Below are 17,432 nucleotides of genomic sequence, written 5' to 3'. Positions count from 1 at the left end.
ATTGCCCGCCCGGGTAGCGCATCAACTCAATTAATCGTATGATTAACATTCCTAAATTCAGGAGGTTATCATGCGCCGCGCCCCGCTGATTCTGTGGCAGTTTATCCGCGCCTTTTTCATTATTTACCTCTGCCTGTATGTGGGTATCGGCATTTCCAGCCTGCTTCCCGTCACCATTCCCGGCAGTATTATCGGCATGCTGGTGCTGTTCGCCCTGCTGGCTACGCAAATCCTTCCCGTTGAGTGGGTCAGGCCCGGCTGTAGCCTGTTTATCCGCTATATGGCGCTGCTGTTCGTGCCGATTAGCGTCGGTGTGATGAACGATATGGATATTCTCACCGCGCAGTTTGGCCCGATTGTGGTTTCCTGCCTGGTCAGCACGCTGATTGTGCTGGTGACCGTGGGTGTTCTTTCACAGCGTATGCACCGCCAGCCGCTGGCACCTGAGGGGGAACGCGATGAGTGATATGTGGTGGTCCATTCCGTTAACGGTCGTGGTGTTTCTGGCGGCGCGTCAGCTTGCCGCACGGGTGAAGATTTCTATTGTGAATCCCCTGCTGATTGCTATGGCGGTGATTATTCCACTGCTGCTGCTGCTGCAAATCCCCTATACCCGCTATTTCCAGGGCAGCGCCATCCTGAACAGCCTGTTGCAGCCCGCCGTGGTCGCCCTTGCGCTGCCGCTGTATGAGCAAATGCATCAGATCCGCGCCCGCTGGAAGTCGATTATCAGCGTCTGCTTTATCGGCAGTATCACCGCGATGATCTCCGGGACTGCCATTGCCCTGTGGCTCGGTGCCACACCCGAGATCGCCGCAACCCTGTTGCCGAAATCAGTGACCACGCCAATTGCTATGGCGGTGTCCGGCTCGCTGGGTGGGATACCGGCGATTAGCGCAATCTGCGTGCTGATGGCCGGGGTGCTGGGCGCGGTGTTTGGCCATATGCTGCTGAATCTGCTGCGGGTGCGTGCCGCCTCCGCCCGTGGGCTGGCGATTGGTAATGCCTCGCACGCAATTGGCACCGCCCGCGCGGTAGAGATGGATGCGCAGGAAGGGGCGTTCAGTTCGCTGGCGCTGGTGCTGTGCGCCATTATTACCTCACTACTGGCACCGTTTATTTTTCCCGTACTGCTGCACTGGCTGGGGTAAAACTTGCGAGAGATCTCGCATTTTGTTTATCAATTTCATTTATTACACTGACAGAGAGATGCAGATCACATATAACTGGCTGCCGGCTCGTTAACATGAGCCTGCATCCAGCATAAAGAGGCCTAAAATGCATCCAAGATTCCTGGCAGCCTTCGCCACGCTTCCCGAGCCATTACAGCATGCCATTCGGCCGATTATTTCTTCTGCGGCGTTTTCTGCCCGCATCAGCGCCGATGAAGCGGCAATATTGAAAAAGCAGTGTGGCTATAACGACAGCGAACTGGCCTTTGCCCTGCTGCCGCTGGCCGCAGCCTGCGCACAGGCCGCGCTGTCCGATTTTAAAGTCGGTGCCATCGCACGCGGTGCCAGCGGCACGCTGTGGTTCGGGGCCAATATGGAATTCAGCGGCACCACCATGCAGCAAACGGTGCACGCCGAGCAGAGCGCAGTGACCCACGCCTGGCTCCGGGGGGAACGCGCGCTTGAAGCGATCACGGTCAACTACACCCCCTGCGGTCACTGCCGCCAGTTTATGAACGAGCTGAACAGCGGCACGGCGCTGACTATCGAGCTGCCGGGCCGCGCGGCGGCCACGCTGGGCGACTATCTGCCGGATTCGTTCGGCCCGCGCGATCTGAACATTACCACCCTGCTAATGGATAACGTCGATCACGGCGTGGCGATCCGGGGCGATGCGCTGGAACAGGCGGCACTGGCGGCGGCCAACAGCAGCCATGCGCCGTACAGCCAGGCATGGAGCGGCGTAGCGCTGGAAACGACCGACGGCACGATCTTTGCCGGGCGCTATGCGGAAAATGCCGCCTTTAACCCCACTCTGCCGCCGCTGCAGGGCGCGCTGAATCTGCTGAATCTTGCCGGATACGCCAGCAGCGATATTTCCCGCGCGGTACTGGCCGAAGCGCCAGAGGCGAAACTCAGCCAGCGGTCCGCCACCGTCGCCACCCTCAGCGCACTGGGCTGTACTGAATTCTCGGTTATTCCCCTGGTAAAACCGTAAAAATCAGCCCGCAATACGAGAAAGATCGCAGCTTTTGTTATTACTTGTTAACAAAAGCTGTATTTTCAGATGATTTATTCTAGGATTGGCCCCACATCATCACGATAGCAACCAGAGTACGAATTGCATGGAACTCGAATACGAAAGTAAACGATCGCTTTACATCCCTTACGCCGGTCCGATCCTGCTGGAATTCCCCCTGCTGAACAAAGGCAGCGCCTTTTCGATTGAAGAGCGTAATGACTTTAACCTCAACGGCCTGCTGCCGGAAACGGTTGAAACCATCGAGGAACAGGCCGAACGTGCCTGGCGGCAGTTCCAGGATTTTAAAAATAATAACGATAAGCACGTCTATCTGCGTAATATCCAGGACACCAACGAAACCCTGTTCTACCGCCTGCTGGACAACCATCTGGAAGAGATGATGCCCATCATCTACACCCCAACGGTGGGTGCAGCCTGTGAGCACTTCTCTGAGATCTATCGCCGCGCGCGCGGTCTGTTTATCTCCTATCCGAACCGCGCCAACATTGAAGACATGCTGCAGAACGCCACCAAGCAGAATGTAAAAGTGATCGTCGTGACCGACGGCGAGCGCATTCTCGGCCTGGGCGACCAGGGCATCGGCGGCATGGGTATTCCTATCGGCAAGCTGTCGCTCTATACCGCCTGCGGCGGTATCAGTCCGGCCTACACCCTGCCGGTGGTGCTGGATGTCGGCACCAACAACCAGCAGCTGCTGAACGATCCGCTGTACATGGGCTGGCGCCACCCGCGCATTACCGGCGAGGAGTACGATAACTTCGTCAACGAATTTATCACCGCCGTGAAAAGCCGCTGGCCGAACGTGCTGCTGCAGTTTGAAGACTTCGCGCAGAAGAATGCCATGCCGCTGCTGGAGCGCTATCGTAACGAAGTTTGCTGCTTCAATGACGATATCCAGGGCACCGCCGCCGTCACGCTGGGTACCCTGCTGGCCGCCAGCCGTGCAGCGGGCAGCAAGCTGAGCGAGCAGAATGTGGTGTTCCTCGGTGCCGGTTCCGCCGGCTGCGGTATCGCCGAGCAGATTATCGCCCAGATGAAATCCGAAGGGCTGAGCGAAGACGAAGCGCGCGCCCGCGTATTTATGGTCGACCGCTTCGGCCTGCTGACCGACAAGCTGCCAAACCTGCTTAACTTCCAGAGCAAGCTGGTGCAGAAAAGCGAACGTCTGGCCAACTGGGACAGCAGCAGCGATTCGCTCTCCCTGCTGGACGTGGTGCGCAACGCGCGCCCGAGCATTATGATCGGCGTTTCCGGCCAGCCGGGGCTGTTCAGCGAAGAGATCGTGCGTGAAATGCATAAGCACTGCCCGCGCCCGATTATCATGCCGCTGTCTAACCCGACTTCCCGCGTAGAAGCCACGCCGCAGGACATTATGGCCTGGACCGACGGTCAGGCGCTGGTCGCCACCGGCAGCCCGTTTGCACCAGCGATCTGGAAGGATAAAACCTACCCGATTGCCCAGTGCAATAACTCCTATATCTTCCCGGGTATTGGTCTGGGCGTGATTGCCTCCGGCGCGAGCCGCGTAACCGACAGCATGCTGATGGCCGCCAGCCGTGCGCTGGCAGAGTGCTCGCCTCTGGCTAACGACGGCTCCGGCCCGGTACTGCCAGAAGTGAAGGATATTCAGGGCGTGTCAAAAGTCATTGCGATGGCCGTAGGCAAAGCCGCACAGCTGGCGGGCGTGGCGGTTGTCACCTCGGAAGACGTGCTGTCCAAAGCCATTGCCGCCAACTTCTGGCTGCCGCAGTATCGTAACTATCGCCGTACTTCTATCTAAGAAGAATCTGCCGGGCGTCACACTACGCCCGGCTATTTGTGTGAAAAAACGCCATACGGCGCGCCGTTGCTTGCTTCCCCTCTCTCCCTACAGTAGCCTTGAACCACCTTATCTCCGCAATTTCGAGCGCCGTTCAGTATGTTGAAACGCCTGGCTTATGGTCTGATTATCATCATCGTTCTGATGGTTCTGACTGCGCTTGGCCTGGATCGCTGGATGAGCTGGAAAACCGCCCCCTATATTTACGACGATTTGAAATCCCTGCCCCACCGTCAGGTTGGCGTGGTACTGGGCACCGCCAAGTATTACCGAACCGGGGTGATCAATCAGTATTACCTTTATCGCATCCAGGGTGCGATGAACGCCTATAACAGCGGCAAGGTGAACTATCTGCTGCTGAGCGGCGATAATGCCCAGCAAAGCTATAACGAACCGATGACCATGCGCCGTGACCTGATTGCGGCCGGCGTGGAGCCGTCCGATATCGTGCTGGACTACGCCGGTTTCCGTACCCTCGACTCCATTGTGCGCACCCGCAAGGTGTTCGATACCAACGACTTTATTATTATTACCCAGCGCTTCCACTGCGAGCGCGCGCTGTTTATCGCCCTGCATATGGGGATTCAGGCGCAGTGCTATGCGGTTCCCTCGCCGAAAAACATGCTCAGCGTGCGGCTGCGTGAAGTGGGCGCTCGCCTTGGCGCACTGGCCGATCTGTACCTGATGAAGCGCGAACCGCGATTCCTCGGGCCTCTGGTGCCGATCCCGGCAGTACATGAAGTGCCTGAAGACGCGCAGAGCTACCCGGCAGTCACCCCGGAGCAGCTGCTGGAAATCCAGCAGAAAGGAAAGTAACTACTACTCGCATTAGCCAGACATGGACCGGGAGTTGTCGAATGAATGAAGTCACCACACGCAAACGCTGGATAGCGGAACTGCTGCTGGTTTGCGTTGCCGCCGGATGGGGAATTGGCTTCCCGGTGATGAAGCAGGCGGTCGCCCTGCATCCGGTACTGATGGTGCTGGGGCTGCGCTTCCTGCTCTCTACCCTGCTGATGTTGCCATTCAGCGCCAAAAGCCTGGCGGGCATCGGTGGCCGAACGTACCTTGCGGGCATTTCTCTGGGCCTGCTGCTGGGTGCGGCGTTCGTCTTTCTGATCCTCGGGCTGCAAACCACCACCGCATCGAATACCGGGTTTCTGGCCGGGCTGGCGGTAGTCTGGGTGCTGCTGCTCTCCGGCCCGCTGGCAGGGAAGCTGCCATCCGCATCCGCAATTATCGCTGTGCTGTTTGGCGTGGCCGGTTTGCTGGTGATGTCCGATATGCACGACTGGCATTTGCAGTGGGGCGATTCGCTGGTGATTATCGGTTCGGTGTTCACGGCGCTGCATATTCTTGCGCTGGATAAGCTCAGCGTCCGTCACGACAACACTGCCCTGACGTTTTTACAGGTGGCCACCATGGCAGCGGTGATTATGCTGATGCAGCACGCCAGCGGCGGCGAGTGGTTCCCGCAGACGTGGGACGGCCCGCTGGTGTGGGCCCTGCTGGTGACTGCGCTGTTTTCTACGGTGATTGCCTTCTGGGTGCAGACCCACTATCAGCGCTATACCTCGCCGACCCGCGCGGTGCTGATCTACAATCTTGAACCGGTGTTTTCCGCGCTGTTCGCCGTCTGGCTGCTGCATGAAAGCCTGTCGGTCAACGTTCTGCTGGGCGGTGTACTGATTCTGACGGGGATGTGTATGCCGGGGCTGATTTCTGTTCTTGCGCAGCGGTTTGGTAAGGAAAAGGTGCCTGCGGCGGGCGCTATTGACTAATGGATGGGCAGAATTGCAGAAAGGTGACATCACCCGCTTCGATATGAAAAGGGCTGCATCACGCAGCCCTTTTCACAAACAAGTTACTTCTTACGTGCGTACTTCAGTGAATCCAGCGCCACCGCGAAGATGATAATGCCGCCCTTGATGATGTACTGCCAGTAAGGGTTGACGCCGATATAGGTCAGGCCGTAGTTGATCACCGTAAAGATGATCACCCCTGTCACCACACCTGCTACCGTACCCACGCCGCCGGCAAACGACACGCCGCCCACCACGCAGGCCGCAATCGCATCCAGCTCGTACATAAAGCCAAGGTTATTGGTGGCAGAACCGATACGGCCCGCTTCCAGCATCCCACCGAAAGCATAGAACACGCCGGACAGGGCGTAGACCAGGATCAGGTTGAACGGGACGTTTACGCCAGAGACTTTCGCCGCTTCCGGGTTACCACCGATAGCAAAGATGTTTTTACCGAAGCGGGTTTTATTCCACAGTATCCACACCAGGAAGATGGCGATAATCGCGTAGAAAGTGATGTACGAGAGTTTAAAGTCGCCCAGGCGGATAAAGCCCTGCGCAAAGGTAGAGAACTTCTCGTCAAAACCGGCCACCGGCGACGCACCGACATAGTCGTAGTACAGCGAGTTAATGCCGTAAACGATAATCATCGTACCCAGCGTGGTGATAAACGGCGTTACCTTGAGGTAGGCGATAATCAGGCCGTTCACCAGGCCAATCAGCGCACCCACCGCGCAGACAATCAGAATAACCAGCGCAATCGGCATGGTTTCCATATGAGGAAACACCTTGTTGGCGTTGTCCATCGATTGCAGCAGCGTTGCCGCCACTACTGCCGCCAGGCCAACCTGACGACCGGCAGACAGGTCGGTACCCTGGGTAACGATCAGCCCCGCCACGCCCAGTGCAATAATGACGCGCACGGAGGACTGGGTAAGAATATTACTCAGGTTCATTAAACTTAAAAACGTTGGGTCCTGGATAATGATGACTGCCAGCAGAACCAGCAGCACCACGTAAATTCCGCCCTCTTTTAACCAGGTGAGCGCATTCTTTTTATTCACTGCATTCATAGTAACAGCCCTTACATCATTAAAGGTGCAACGATGCCAAACGCAATATTTCGTTTTGCGTGGTGTTTTTCGTTTCGACAATGCCTGCAACCAGGCCATTACTCATTACCAGTATCCGATCGGTGATACCCAACAGCTCCGGCATTTCCGATGAGATAATAATGATTCCTTTTTCTTTCTTCGCCAGCTCGGCAATCAGCTGATAAATTTCAAACTTCGCGCCAACGTCAATGCCGCGCGTCGGTTCATCCAGCATTAATATTTCCGGCTGAGTCAGCAGCCAGCGACCAATAATCACTTTCTGCTGGTTACCGCCGGAAAGCGAACCAATCGACGTTTTATGACCCGGGGTTTTTACCCGCATGGAGTCAATGACCCACTGGGTATCGCTTTTCATCCGGCTGTTATCTAACAGACCAATATTATTTTTATACTTACGGATATTTGAAATCAGCGAGTTAAAGCCGATATCCAGATAGGCGTAAATACCGGTTGAACGGCGCTCTTCGGTGACCAGCGCGAAGCCGTGGTTAATGGCTTCGTTGGCACTGTTATTTTTGATCGGCTTACCGTGCAGGCGGATTGTACCTGCGGATTTCTCGCGGATGCCGAACAGCGTCTCGACGATATCGGTTCGCTTAGCCCCCACCAGCCCGGCAATACCGAGGATTTCGCCTTTGCGCAGGTCGAAGGAAACGTCGCGGATCGACGGCTGGCGCAGAGAGGTCAGGTTTCTTACCTCCAGAATGGTTTCCCCCGGTACGTTGTGCTTATCCGGGAAACGCTGGTTAAGCGAACGACCGACCATCATGGCGATAATCTTATCCATATCCAGCCCTTCCAGCGACTGGGTGGCAATCCACTGGCCGTCGCGCAGAATGGTTATTTCGTCACACAGCTGGAAGATCTCTTCCATTTTATGCGAGATATAGATAATGCCGCAGCCGCGATCCTTCAGTTTACGAATAATGGTAAACAGATGGTTAACTTCTTTTTCGGTCAGCGACGACGTTGGCTCATCCATAATAACGATTTTAGCGTTATAGGAGAAAGCCTTGGCGATTTCGATCATCTGCATCTGCGAAACGGAAAGTGTCACCACCTTATCGCGCGGATCGATATCAATATCCAGTTCGTCGAAAATCGCTTTCGTATCGCGATACATTTTTTCCTGATCGACGAAGAACCCTTTTTTTGGATAGCGGCCAAGCCACATATTATCCATGACGGTACGTTGCAGAACGAGGTTTAATTCCTGATGCACCATCGATACGCCGTTTTCCAGCGCCTCTTTGGAGCTTTTGAAATTAACTTCCTCCCCCTGAAAAATAATGCTCCCCGAGTCTTTACTGTAAATGCCAAAAAGGCATTTTAATAAGGTCGACTTACCGGCACCATTCTCCCCCATCAAGGCGTGAATTGAATGCGGACGGACTTTTAGATTCACATTATCAAGCGCTTTAACTCCCGGGAATGACTTATTTACATTCGTCATCTCGAGCAAAAATTCGCGCTGCGTTTGCACGTTATCACTGCCCATAATTCTACCTGGCTGAAAGGGTGACCTGATTCAACGCCTGGTGCGGAGCAGAGCGCTCCGCACCAGGTGATACTTATTTCGCGAACTGTGACAGATTGTCTTTATCGACAGGAACGTAAGCGACGCGAACCACTTTACCGTCCAGTTTGTAGTTGGTACCTTCGGTAGCCGGTTTGCCCGCCGCCAGGTTTTTCGCCATATCGAAGGTGGCTTTCGCCTGGTTATCCGCATCGTTCAGCACGGTACCGGCCATTGCACCGGATTTCACCAGCGCCAGCGCTTCCGGCAGTGCATCCACACCGAATACCGGTACGGAAGACTTGTTGTGGGCCTTCAAGGCTTCAACGGCACCCATCGCCATCGCGTCGTTGTTAGCGATCACTACTTCGATTTTGTTGCCGTTCGGGCCAGAGAGCCACGCATCCATCTTATCTTTCGCCTGAGCGGTATCCCACATCGCGGTATCCAGATGCAGCTGCTGGGTTTTCAGGCCGTCTTTGTTCAGGGTATCGATCACGTATTTGGTACGTGCTTCGGCATCCGGGTGGCCCGGCTCGCCTTTCAGCAGCACGAACTGGATCTGGCCGTCTTTGTTCAGATCCCAGGCCGGGTTGGCCTTCCAGTGTTTTTCAATCAGCTCGCCCTGCTTAACGCCGGACTCTTTAGAGTCGGTACCGACGTAATAGGCTTTGTCATAGCTGGCCAGTGCTTTCGCCGATGGCTCTTTGTTAAAGAACACTACCGGAATATCGTTGGCTTTAGCTTTGCTAATCACGACGTCAGCCGCCGCCGGGTCAACCAGGTTAATGGCCAGCGCCTTCACGCCTTTCGCTACCATGACGTCAACCTGGTCGTTCTGGGTTGACTGGCTGTTCTGGGAGTCGTTCATCAACAGCTGAACGCCTGAGCTGTTTTTGGCTTCTTTCTCAATGGCCTTGCGCACCACCGACATAAAGTTGTCGTCATACTTGTAAATGGTCACGCCGATACGGGTATCAGCAGCGTGAGCAGCAGCGCCAAACATCATGCTGGCGACCAGGGCGGTGAGAGTGAAAACCTTCTTATTCATGGTATCTCCGGTTTTTTTGTAGGGTAGTACTCAACGCAATGCGGGCACAGCGTGCTCGCGTGGCGATCGATTCGTGGGCGGCGAAACAGAGTTGTTACGCGGGCCGACTATGGCTAACACCAAACCCGACGTCCGTGTGCGGAAAGGCTTCCTGAATGCTGTATGTAAACACGTTTAGCAGTGCTGATTAACGACAGCGAGAAAGCCAGCCCTGTCGTTACATCATGTTTCAGCCCCTGCAGACGCTGCCATCATAGAGAAGGCCATGTTAATTAACTGTGAATTTACTCACAGATTGAAAACGGTTACACCAGCAAATCGCCTGAGTTAGTGACGGCCGACACACTTTGCCGCAGCGCCACCGAGTGACGGCGCACCAGCGTCGGCATAAAGCAGTGCTGGGCACTGTGATCCAGCTGCCCGGCTGCGCCTTTCAGCGCCAGTTCGGTAGCGAGTTTTGCCATAGAAACAATAGGATAGCGTACAGTGCTGAGCTGAGGATCGGTGTAACGCGAGATGGGAATATCATCAAATCCAACGACGGAAAGCTGTAACGGCACGGCAATGCCGTTGTCTTTCAGCGCTGCCAGCGCACCGGCGGCCATGCTGTCGTTGTAGGCAAACACCGCGCTGAGCTGAAGATTGCGCCCCAGCAGCTCTACCATGGCCGCTTCTCCGCCCTGTAAATCCGGCTCGCCGCAGGCAGACCAGCTCTCGGCCGGGGTAATCCCCTGCTCGTTCATCGCCTGCATCCAGCCGTGGCGGCGCTGATCGTCATCTTCGATTGGATGGGCCGATCCGAGATAACCGATACGCTGATGCCCGTGCTGTAACAGCATGCGCGTCGCCATCAGCGCGCCGCTGACGTTGTCCAGGCACACGCAGCGATGGGCAAATCCGGGCACGATGCGGTTGATTAACACCATACCAGGCACCTGCTGCATCAGCGACGACAGCTCGTCATCACCCAGCGCTTTTGCATGAACAATCAAGGCATTACAACGCTGGCGAATCAGCACTTCAATGGCGTGGCGCTCTTTATCCGCCTGATGATAGGAGTTGTTGATGAGTACATGTTTGTGCAGGCGCTGGGCAACGGTATCCACCGCTTTCACCAGCGCGCCAAAGAAGGGATCGGATACATCCATCACCACCACGCCGATGGTATCGCTGACCTGGCTGGCCAGCGCCTGCGCGTTGGCGTTGGGGCGGTAGCCCAGCTGCTCAACGATTTTTAACACGACGTCGCGGGTTTCCCCGGTAACCGCCGCGCTGTTATTTAACACGCGGGAGACGGTTGCCACGGAGACGCCCGCCTCACGGGCGACATCACGAATGGTAATCATGACCGATTACCGCAGAAGATAAGATTTTGCATAGCCCTTCCTGACCTTGACGCGTTTCTGCCGTCTATTTTGTCAGTCAGGCCGTTCCAGCTTCGTGAATTGCGTCACACGTCTGAAAACGGTTACATACAAACTTTTAACCTTTGTGATGCCTGTCATCTTCTCCCTGCGCTGGCAGCCCCAGCGACGTCAGCCGACGCCACAGCCACTCCAGCGGCCCCTGGCGGAACAGCCGCAGCCAGAAGAGAGAAAACAGCAGGTTAACCAGCCAGATAGCAGGGACAATCGCCAGCAGTTGCAGACGGCTAAAGTGGTTAAACAACGCAAAATGGTTGAACAGCGTGGTGCAAATCAGCGTCTGTAGCAGATAGTTGCTGAGCGCCATTCGACCGACGGCGCTGACCGCTTTGGTGATTGCGCGCCGCTGTAGCTGTGGCCAGTAGCCGAAACAGAGCGCGGCATAGCCCAGTGCCTGCAATGGCGCGCTGACTTCGCGCGGCACCTGTAAGAAAAAGCCCGACCAGCGGAAGCTCCAGCCGGTCATCCACTGCAGGGCAATCGACGGAATTTCAATTGCCACGCCGGTCAGCACCAGCAGCCAGCCCGTACGGCGATAGTGCTGCACGCTGAACGTACCGCGCAGCCAACCGCTGCGCATCAGTGCCGCGCCGCACATCATCAGGCCCGCCAGCTGCCAGCCGTACTGTGCGGCCAGCGCCATCAGGGCCGATCCCAGCATATCCAGCCGGTTGCGCAGCGCTTCCCAGCCACCGTGAGTGCGCCAGAAGGTTTCATATTGGATGTCTGCGGCACCGGGTAGCCACGAGCTGTTGGGATTTGGCCCGGAGGCCATTCCCAGCACCACCAGAATGGCGCTGCCGACCACATACAGCATCAGGCCGGTATTAAACAGCTGCCGCGTGCCGGGCACATCGCGGATCATTCGCCACACCACCAGCCCGACCAGGCCGTACGCCAGCAGAATATCCCCTTCCCAGAACAGCAGGCCATGCAGCAGCCCGAAGATCACCAGCCACGACAGCCGCGACTGTAGCCAGCGCTTACCGCGCGGCAGCAGCATCTGTAGCCCGGCACCGAACAGAATGGCAAACAGGGTCAGGAATTTAGCCTGCGCCAGCAGATCCATCGCCGACCAGACCCACAGCTCGGAAGCGGCAGGCATGCCGTGCCAGGCCGGATTAAGGTAGGCGGCTTTCGGTAAGGCAAAGGAGGTGATGTTCAGTAGCAGGATGCCAAGAATGGCAACCCCGCGGATAAAATCCAGCGTGGCAATACGGGTTACGGGTGCATTCATCCAGGGAGGTTCATCTCTTCCGGTCGCCCGGGCGTGGATCGACAACGGGCAGACCGGCAAAACCGGCCTGCCCCTACAGTGCAGGATGTCGCCTCAGGCTGTCAATCAGCTGTGACGTACCGCACGCAGGAACTCCTGCCGGGTATTCTGGCTGGACTTGAACAGCCCGCCCAGGGAGGTGGTGGTGGTGGCGCTGGTGGCATCACGAATGCCGCGCGCCTTTACGCAGTAGTGCACCGCGTCGATGGACACCGCGACGTTGTTGGTGCCGAGCAGCGTTTGCAGCGCCACGAGGATCTGCTGCGTCAGTCGTTCCTGCACCTGCGGGCGCGAAGAGAAGAACTGCACGATGCGGTTGATCTTCGACAGGCCAATCACTTTATCTTTCGGGATATAAGCCACGGTTGCCTTACCGTCGATAATCACGAAGTGATGCTCGCAGGTGCTGGTCAGCGTGATATCACGCACCGTCACCATTTCATCAACCTTCATTTTATTTTCGATCACGGTAATTTTCGGGAAGTTGGCGTAATCCAGGCCGGAAAACACTTCGTTCACGTACATTTTGGCAATACGCTGCGGGGTTTCGCGCAGGCTGTCATCATCCAGATCGAGGTTCAGCAGCTGCATAATTTCGGTCATATGGCCGGCAATCAGCTGTCTGCGGGTTTCGTCATCCATTTCACGCACGGGAGCGCGTAGCGGGGTTTCCAGCCCACGAGTAAGCAGTGCTTCATGAACAAGTGCGGCTTCCTGACTCAACGTCGCCATGTGATTTTCTTCTCCAGCAGGTGACCAGCCGGGCGCAACGGGCCCGGCGAAATTTCTGAGGCGGTATTTTGTAATACAATCGGCGCGCGATCCAGTGAATCAATTTAATTGTCGATGAAACTGTTTCATTCAGCCGCCGCATCGCGCCGCCAGACCAGCGCGGCGGCCACCAGCAGGGCCACGCCCGCCACATACAGCGCCGGTTCCAGCCGCTGGGTCAAAGCAGTGGAGATCGCCGACAGCAGGGGCCCTACCAGCTGGCCGAGGGCATAGCCAGTGGTCAGCAGCCCGGCCAGATAGCGGGTATGCCGCGGTGCCAGTTCGCGACCGTACTGCAGTGAAAGCTGAACCACGCAGAGGAAACCGCCACCGACCAGCACCGCGCCCAGCACCAGCCCGCCAATGCCCGGCAGCAGATCGGACACGAATACGCCGACGGCCTGTAATACCAGGACGTATGCCAGCCGCCGGTTGCTATGGCCGTAACGGCGGGTCAGAATCCCCGCGATAATACCCAGCACCGCCGCGCCGCCAAACACCGGCCAGGCAAACTGCGCAAAGGCGCTGCCAGGGAATCGCGCCGCCGCCATCTGCGACAGAAATGTCGCCGGCAGGATGTAGCCGAAACCCGCCAGGCTGTAGCTCCAGACCAGTTTTTTCAGACCGGCGGTCAGCTTCAGCGGCTCCGGCGCGGCATCCGGGCGATGCAGCTGGCCGCTGCGCGGCAGGTTGCGGGCAATGAGCAGAACCAGCAGCAACGCCATCACGCCGTAGGCCAGCCAGGCCATGGCGGCACCGATCTGCCAGTGATGCAGCAGCACCGCCATCATTCCGCTGAGGAAAATTCCGGTGCCCGGCCCGGCAAACACCGCCGCGCTGAGCGCCGGGCGGCCGTAATGATGCAGCTGTTCATTACTCCACGCGGCGATCAGTACCATCGCCCAGCCGCTGGCCCAGCCGATAAGAAAACGCACCACGCCGTGCCACCACGGCCCCGCAATGCAGGCGGAAAGCAGCGTCAGCGCCACCGCGCCCCAAATTCCCGCCTGTAGCCTCCACTCCACCCGTCGGGTAGCGCGCATCGCGTCCCAGGAGCCAAACAGATAGCCGAGGTAGTTTAAGGCGGCAACCACCCCGGCGCTGGTCAGCGACAGCTGGCGATCGTCTATCATTAAAGGAACCTGCGGGGTAAAGGCGAAACGCCCGATCCCCATTGCTACCACCAGCGCCAGAAACGCGCTGAATGCCACACGCACTGCCATTTTGTTCTCCCATGCCCGATTTTCATTGCCAGTAGTCTATGCGATCGGTAAACTCTCAAAAAGTGAATAATTCACACAAAGTTGCTTACGAAAAAAGAATATGGATCTGACCCAGCTCAAAATGTTCTGCGCCGTTGCCGACAGCGGCTCGGTTGTTCGCGCGGCGGAACAGCTTAACCGCGTACCCTCTAATCTCACCACTCGCCTGCGCCAGCTGGAAGAGGAACTCGGCACGGACCTGTTTATTCGGGAAAAGCAGCGCCTGCGGCTGTCGCCGATGGGGCATAACTTTCTCTGCTACGCGCAGCGCATTCTGGCACTCAGCGCCGAAGCGATGGCGATGGCCCACAGCGGCGAACCCGCCGGGCACTTTGCGTTGGGCTCGATGGAGAGCACCGCAGCCAGCCGCCTGCCCTCGCTGCTGGCTGAATTTCATCAGCGTTATAAAAGCGTCACCCTGTCGCTGACCACCGGCACCTCCGGCGAAATCCTCGAGCAGGTACGCGCGGGCACGCTGGCCGCCGCCCTGTCCGACGGGCCGGTCAATATGGACGAGCTGAATAGCTGCGTGGCCTTTTCCGAACGGCTGGTGCTGATCTCCAGCCTTGAACACCCGCCAATCGCCGGCCCGGCGGACGCAGCCGGGGCCACGCTGTTTACTTTTCGCCCCAGCTGTTCTTACCGCCAGCGTTTTGAAAACTGGTTTCTTGCCGACGGCGTGCAGCACGGGCCGGTGATGGATATTCCCTCTTACCACGCGATGCTGGCCTGCGTCGCCAGCGGCGGCGGTATCGCCATGCTGCCGGAAGGTGTGCTGACGCTGCTGCCGGGCCATGAACGCGTGCGCCAGCATCCGCTGTCGGCGGAATTCCGCGATACCGACACGCGGCTGGTGTGGCGGCGTGATGCCTTCACGCCAAATGTTGAAGCGTTGAAGTACCTGATTATTGAACAGTTTGATAATAAGTCCAGCGACTGACCGGGCTTATCACCCCCTCTTAACCTTAAACACCCTGCTCACGACCGGAAACCGCCGGATCGGAGTAACTGACAGGAGCATAAAATGCAGATGATTAAAACACGTGCCGCCGTAGCCTGGGCCGCCGGTGAGCCGCTGAAGATTGAAGAACTGGATCTGATGCCGCCGCAGAAAGGCGAAGTGCTGGTGCGCATCACCGCCACCGGCGTGTGCCATACCGACGCCTATACCCTGTCGGGTAAAGATCCTGAGGGCGTGTTCCCGGCGGTGCTGGGCCACGAAGGCGGCGGTATTGTTGAAGCCGTGGGCGAAGGCGTGACCAGCGTCGCCGTGGGCGATCACGTGATCCCGCTGTACACGCCGGAATGCGGCAAATGTAAATTCTGTCTGTCCGGCAAGACCAACCTCTGTCAGGCGATCCGCGCCACCCAGGGTAAAGGTCTGATGCCGGACGGTACCACCCGCTTCTTTAAAGACGGTCAGCCTATCTTCCACTACATGGGCACCTCTACCTTCTCCGAGTACACCGTAGTGCCGGAAATCTCACTGGCTAAAATCAGCAAAGAAGCCCCGCTGGAAGAAGTCTGCCTGCTGGGCTGTGGCGTAACCACCGGTATGGGCGCCGTGCTGAACACCGCGAAGGTAAAAGAAGGCGACACCGTGGCGATCTTCGGCCTGGGCGGCATTGGCCTGTCGGCGATTATCGGTGCGAAGATGGCGAAAGCCGGTCGCATCATCGGCGTGGATATCAATACCAGCAAGTTCGATCTGGCCACCAAGCTGGGCGCCACCGATCTGATCAACCCGAAAGATTTCGACAAGCCAATTCAGGACGTGATCGTTGAGATGACCGACGGCGGCGTCGACTTCTCCTTTGAGTGCATCGGCAACGTTAACGTCATGCGTTCCGCGCTGGAGTGCTGCCACAAGGGCTGGGGCGAATCGGTGATCATCGGCGTAGCCGGCGCGGGCGAAGAAATTGCCACCCGTCCGTTCCAGCTGGTGACCGGCCGCGTATGGCGTGGTTCCGCGTTCGGCGGCGTGAAGGGTCGCTCGCAGCTGCCGGGCATTGTTGATCGCTATATGAACGGTGAGTTCCAGCTGAACGACTTTATTACGCACACCATGCCGCTGGAAGACATCAACGAGGCGTTCGAGCTGATGCACTCCGGCAAGTCGATCCGTACCGTGGTGCATTTCAACAAATAATAGCCGCGCACCGGTAAGCTATAGTCAGGGAACGGGTCCGCTGCGGCGGGCCTGATTCTGAACGACGGCAGAACCCATCAGGAGGATACATGCCATCCACTCTGGAGCTACTTGAAGAACACCGGCTGTACGGCGGCTGGCAGCAGCGCTACCGCCATCTGTCCAGCAGCCTCAACTGCACCATGACCTTCAGCATCTTTTTACCCGGCCCGAAAGACGGCACGCCGCCGCCGGTGGTCTGGTGCCTTGCCGGTTTAACCTGCACCGATGAAAACTTCAGCGTGAAGTCCGGCGCACAGCGCGTAGCGGCCGAGCTGGGTCTGGTGCTGGTGATGCCGGATACCAGCCCGCGCGGCGAAGGCGTGGCCAACGACGAAGGTTACGACCTCGGCCAGGGGGCGGGTTTCTACCTTAACGCCACCGAAGCGCCGTGGTCGGCCAATTTTAAGATGTACGACTACATCAACAGCGAGCTGCCCGCTCTGGTTGCCGGTAACTTCAGCGTCAGCGATCGTCAGGCGATCATGGGGCACTCGATGGGCGGACACGGCGCGCTGACCATTGCGCTGCGCAATCCGGGCCGCTTCAGTTCGGCGTCGGCGTTTGCACCTATTGTTAACCCGCTGGAAGTGCCGTGGGGGCAGAAAGCCTTCCGTGCCTACCTGGGCGATGATGTGGAAAGCTGGAAGGAGTACGACAGCTGCTGGCTGATGCGCAACAGTGCAAACCAGCTGCCGGTGCTCATCGATCAGGGCGACAGCGATCAGTTCCTCGCCGATCAGCTACGGCCTGAACGCCTGGAGGAGATTGCCCGCGAAGTGGATTTCCCGCTGACCGTGCGCGTGCAGCCGGGCTACGACCACAGCTACTTCTTTATCAGCAGCTTTATTGAGGACCATTTGCGCTTCCACGCAAAGTATTTGCTGGTGTAGTGGACAGTTTGGGGGCCCCCGCGGGGCCCCCCGGCCCCCCCCCGGGGGCGGGGGGGGCCTTTCTCTCCCCCCCGCCCCCCGGGGGGGGCCCACTGCTGGAG

Annotated in this window: 16 protein-coding genes; 9 read left to right on the top strand and 7 right to left on the bottom strand. The window is 57.6% G+C overall.

Features of this window, described 5'->3' with window-relative positions; all coding sequences use genetic code 11:
• Window positions 1–70: 70 nt before the first annotated feature.
• The 6 genes from IBT46_RS12655 (at window position 71) to IBT46_RS12630 (ending at window position 5,814) form a co-directional block, all read left to right on the top strand.
• Window positions 71–466 (top strand): CidA/LrgA family protein, encoded by a 396-nt coding sequence (locus tag IBT46_RS12655; RefSeq protein WP_200545957.1) that lies wholly within the window; start codon window positions 71–73, stop codon window positions 464–466.
• Window positions 459–1,151 carry a CidB/LrgB family autolysis modulator gene (locus IBT46_RS12650; RefSeq protein WP_200545956.1) on the top strand — a complete coding sequence of 231 codons (693 nt, stop codon included), beginning with the start codon at window positions 459–461 and terminating at the stop codon, window positions 1,149–1,151. Before IBT46_RS12655 ends, IBT46_RS12650 begins: the two co-directional genes overlap by 8 nt.
• Before the next feature lie 127 nt (window positions 1,152–1,278).
• Window positions 1,279–2,169, top strand: a complete 891-nt coding sequence (gene cdd / locus IBT46_RS12645; protein WP_200545955.1) for a cytidine deaminase — start codon at window positions 1,279–1,281, stop codon at window positions 2,167–2,169.
• A gap of 127 nt (window positions 2,170–2,296) precedes the next feature.
• Complete coding sequence (locus IBT46_RS12640) at window positions 2,297–3,994, top strand: NAD-dependent malic enzyme (protein ID WP_200545954.1); 1,698 nt, start codon at window positions 2,297–2,299, stop codon at window positions 3,992–3,994.
• A 138-nt stretch (window positions 3,995–4,132) separates the two neighbouring features.
• Window positions 4,133–4,849 (top strand): outer membrane permeability protein SanA, encoded by a 717-nt coding sequence (gene sanA, locus IBT46_RS12635; RefSeq protein ID WP_105591356.1) that lies wholly within the window; start codon window positions 4,133–4,135, stop codon window positions 4,847–4,849.
• Window positions 4,850–4,890: 41 nt separating this feature from the next.
• Entirely contained in the window at window positions 4,891–5,814 is a 924-nt protein-coding gene (locus IBT46_RS12630; protein ID WP_200545953.1) for a DMT family transporter, read from the top strand.
• Between the two features lie 83 nt (window positions 5,815–5,897).
• Here the strand turns inward: IBT46_RS12630 and mglC are convergent, their stop codons facing one another.
• The 7 genes from mglC to IBT46_RS12595 form a co-directional block, all read right to left on the bottom strand.
• A complete protein-coding gene (gene mglC / locus IBT46_RS12625; protein ID WP_105591354.1) occupies window positions 5,898–6,908 on the bottom strand; it encodes a galactose/methyl galactoside ABC transporter permease MglC in 1,011 nt (336 codons plus the stop codon).
• A gap of 19 nt (window positions 6,909–6,927) precedes the next feature.
• Window positions 6,928–8,448 (bottom strand): galactose/methyl galactoside ABC transporter ATP-binding protein MglA, encoded by a 1,521-nt coding sequence (gene mglA / locus IBT46_RS12620; protein WP_200545952.1) that lies wholly within the window; start codon window positions 8,446–8,448, stop codon window positions 6,928–6,930.
• Window positions 8,449–8,521: 73 nt separating this feature from the next.
• Window positions 8,522–9,517 (bottom strand): galactose/glucose ABC transporter substrate-binding protein MglB, encoded by a 996-nt coding sequence (gene mglB, locus IBT46_RS12615; protein WP_200545951.1) that lies wholly within the window; start codon window positions 9,515–9,517, stop codon window positions 8,522–8,524.
• 305 nt (window positions 9,518–9,822) lie between these two features.
• A complete protein-coding gene (galS, locus tag IBT46_RS12610) occupies window positions 9,823–10,863 on the bottom strand; it encodes an HTH-type transcriptional regulator GalS (RefSeq protein ID WP_105591351.1) in 1,041 nt (346 codons plus the stop codon).
• A 136-nt stretch (window positions 10,864–10,999) separates the two neighbouring features.
• A complete protein-coding gene (gene yeiB / locus IBT46_RS12605; RefSeq protein WP_200545950.1) occupies window positions 11,000–12,178 on the bottom strand; it encodes a DUF418 domain-containing protein YeiB in 1,179 nt (392 codons plus the stop codon).
• A 105-nt stretch (window positions 12,179–12,283) separates the two neighbouring features.
• Window positions 12,284–12,949 (bottom strand): GTP cyclohydrolase I FolE, encoded by a 666-nt coding sequence (folE, locus tag IBT46_RS12600; RefSeq protein WP_200545949.1) that lies wholly within the window; start codon window positions 12,947–12,949, stop codon window positions 12,284–12,286.
• A gap of 125 nt (window positions 12,950–13,074) precedes the next feature.
• Window positions 13,075–14,211, bottom strand: a complete 1,137-nt coding sequence (locus tag IBT46_RS12595) for a YbfB/YjiJ family MFS transporter (protein WP_200545948.1) — start codon at window positions 14,209–14,211, stop codon at window positions 13,075–13,077.
• 100 nt (window positions 14,212–14,311) lie between these two features.
• Between IBT46_RS12595 and IBT46_RS12590 the strand changes: the two genes are divergently transcribed.
• The 3 genes from IBT46_RS12590 (at window position 14,312) to fghA (ending at window position 17,331) form a co-directional block, all read left to right on the top strand.
• Window positions 14,312–15,190: a LysR family transcriptional regulator gene (locus tag IBT46_RS12590; protein WP_200545947.1), complete on the top strand. Its 879-nt coding sequence runs from the start codon at window positions 14,312–14,314 to the stop codon at window positions 15,188–15,190.
• Window positions 15,191–15,274: 84 nt separating this feature from the next.
• Window positions 15,275–16,399, top strand: a complete 1,125-nt coding sequence (locus IBT46_RS12585; RefSeq protein ID WP_200545946.1) for an S-(hydroxymethyl)glutathione dehydrogenase/class III alcohol dehydrogenase — start codon at window positions 15,275–15,277, stop codon at window positions 16,397–16,399.
• Between the two features lie 89 nt (window positions 16,400–16,488).
• Complete coding sequence (gene fghA, locus IBT46_RS12580) at window positions 16,489–17,331, top strand: S-formylglutathione hydrolase (RefSeq protein WP_200545945.1); 843 nt, start codon at window positions 16,489–16,491, stop codon at window positions 17,329–17,331.
• The last annotated feature ends 101 nt before the right edge of the window (window positions 17,332–17,432 follow it).

It is taken from the genome of Erwinia sp. S38, from assembly GCF_016624545.1.
Classification (GTDB): domain Bacteria; phylum Pseudomonadota; class Gammaproteobacteria; order Enterobacterales; family Enterobacteriaceae; genus Erwinia; species Erwinia coffeiphila.
Note: the sequence above shows the minus strand (reverse complement) of the source record. Positions and strands in the feature narration are given on the sequence as shown.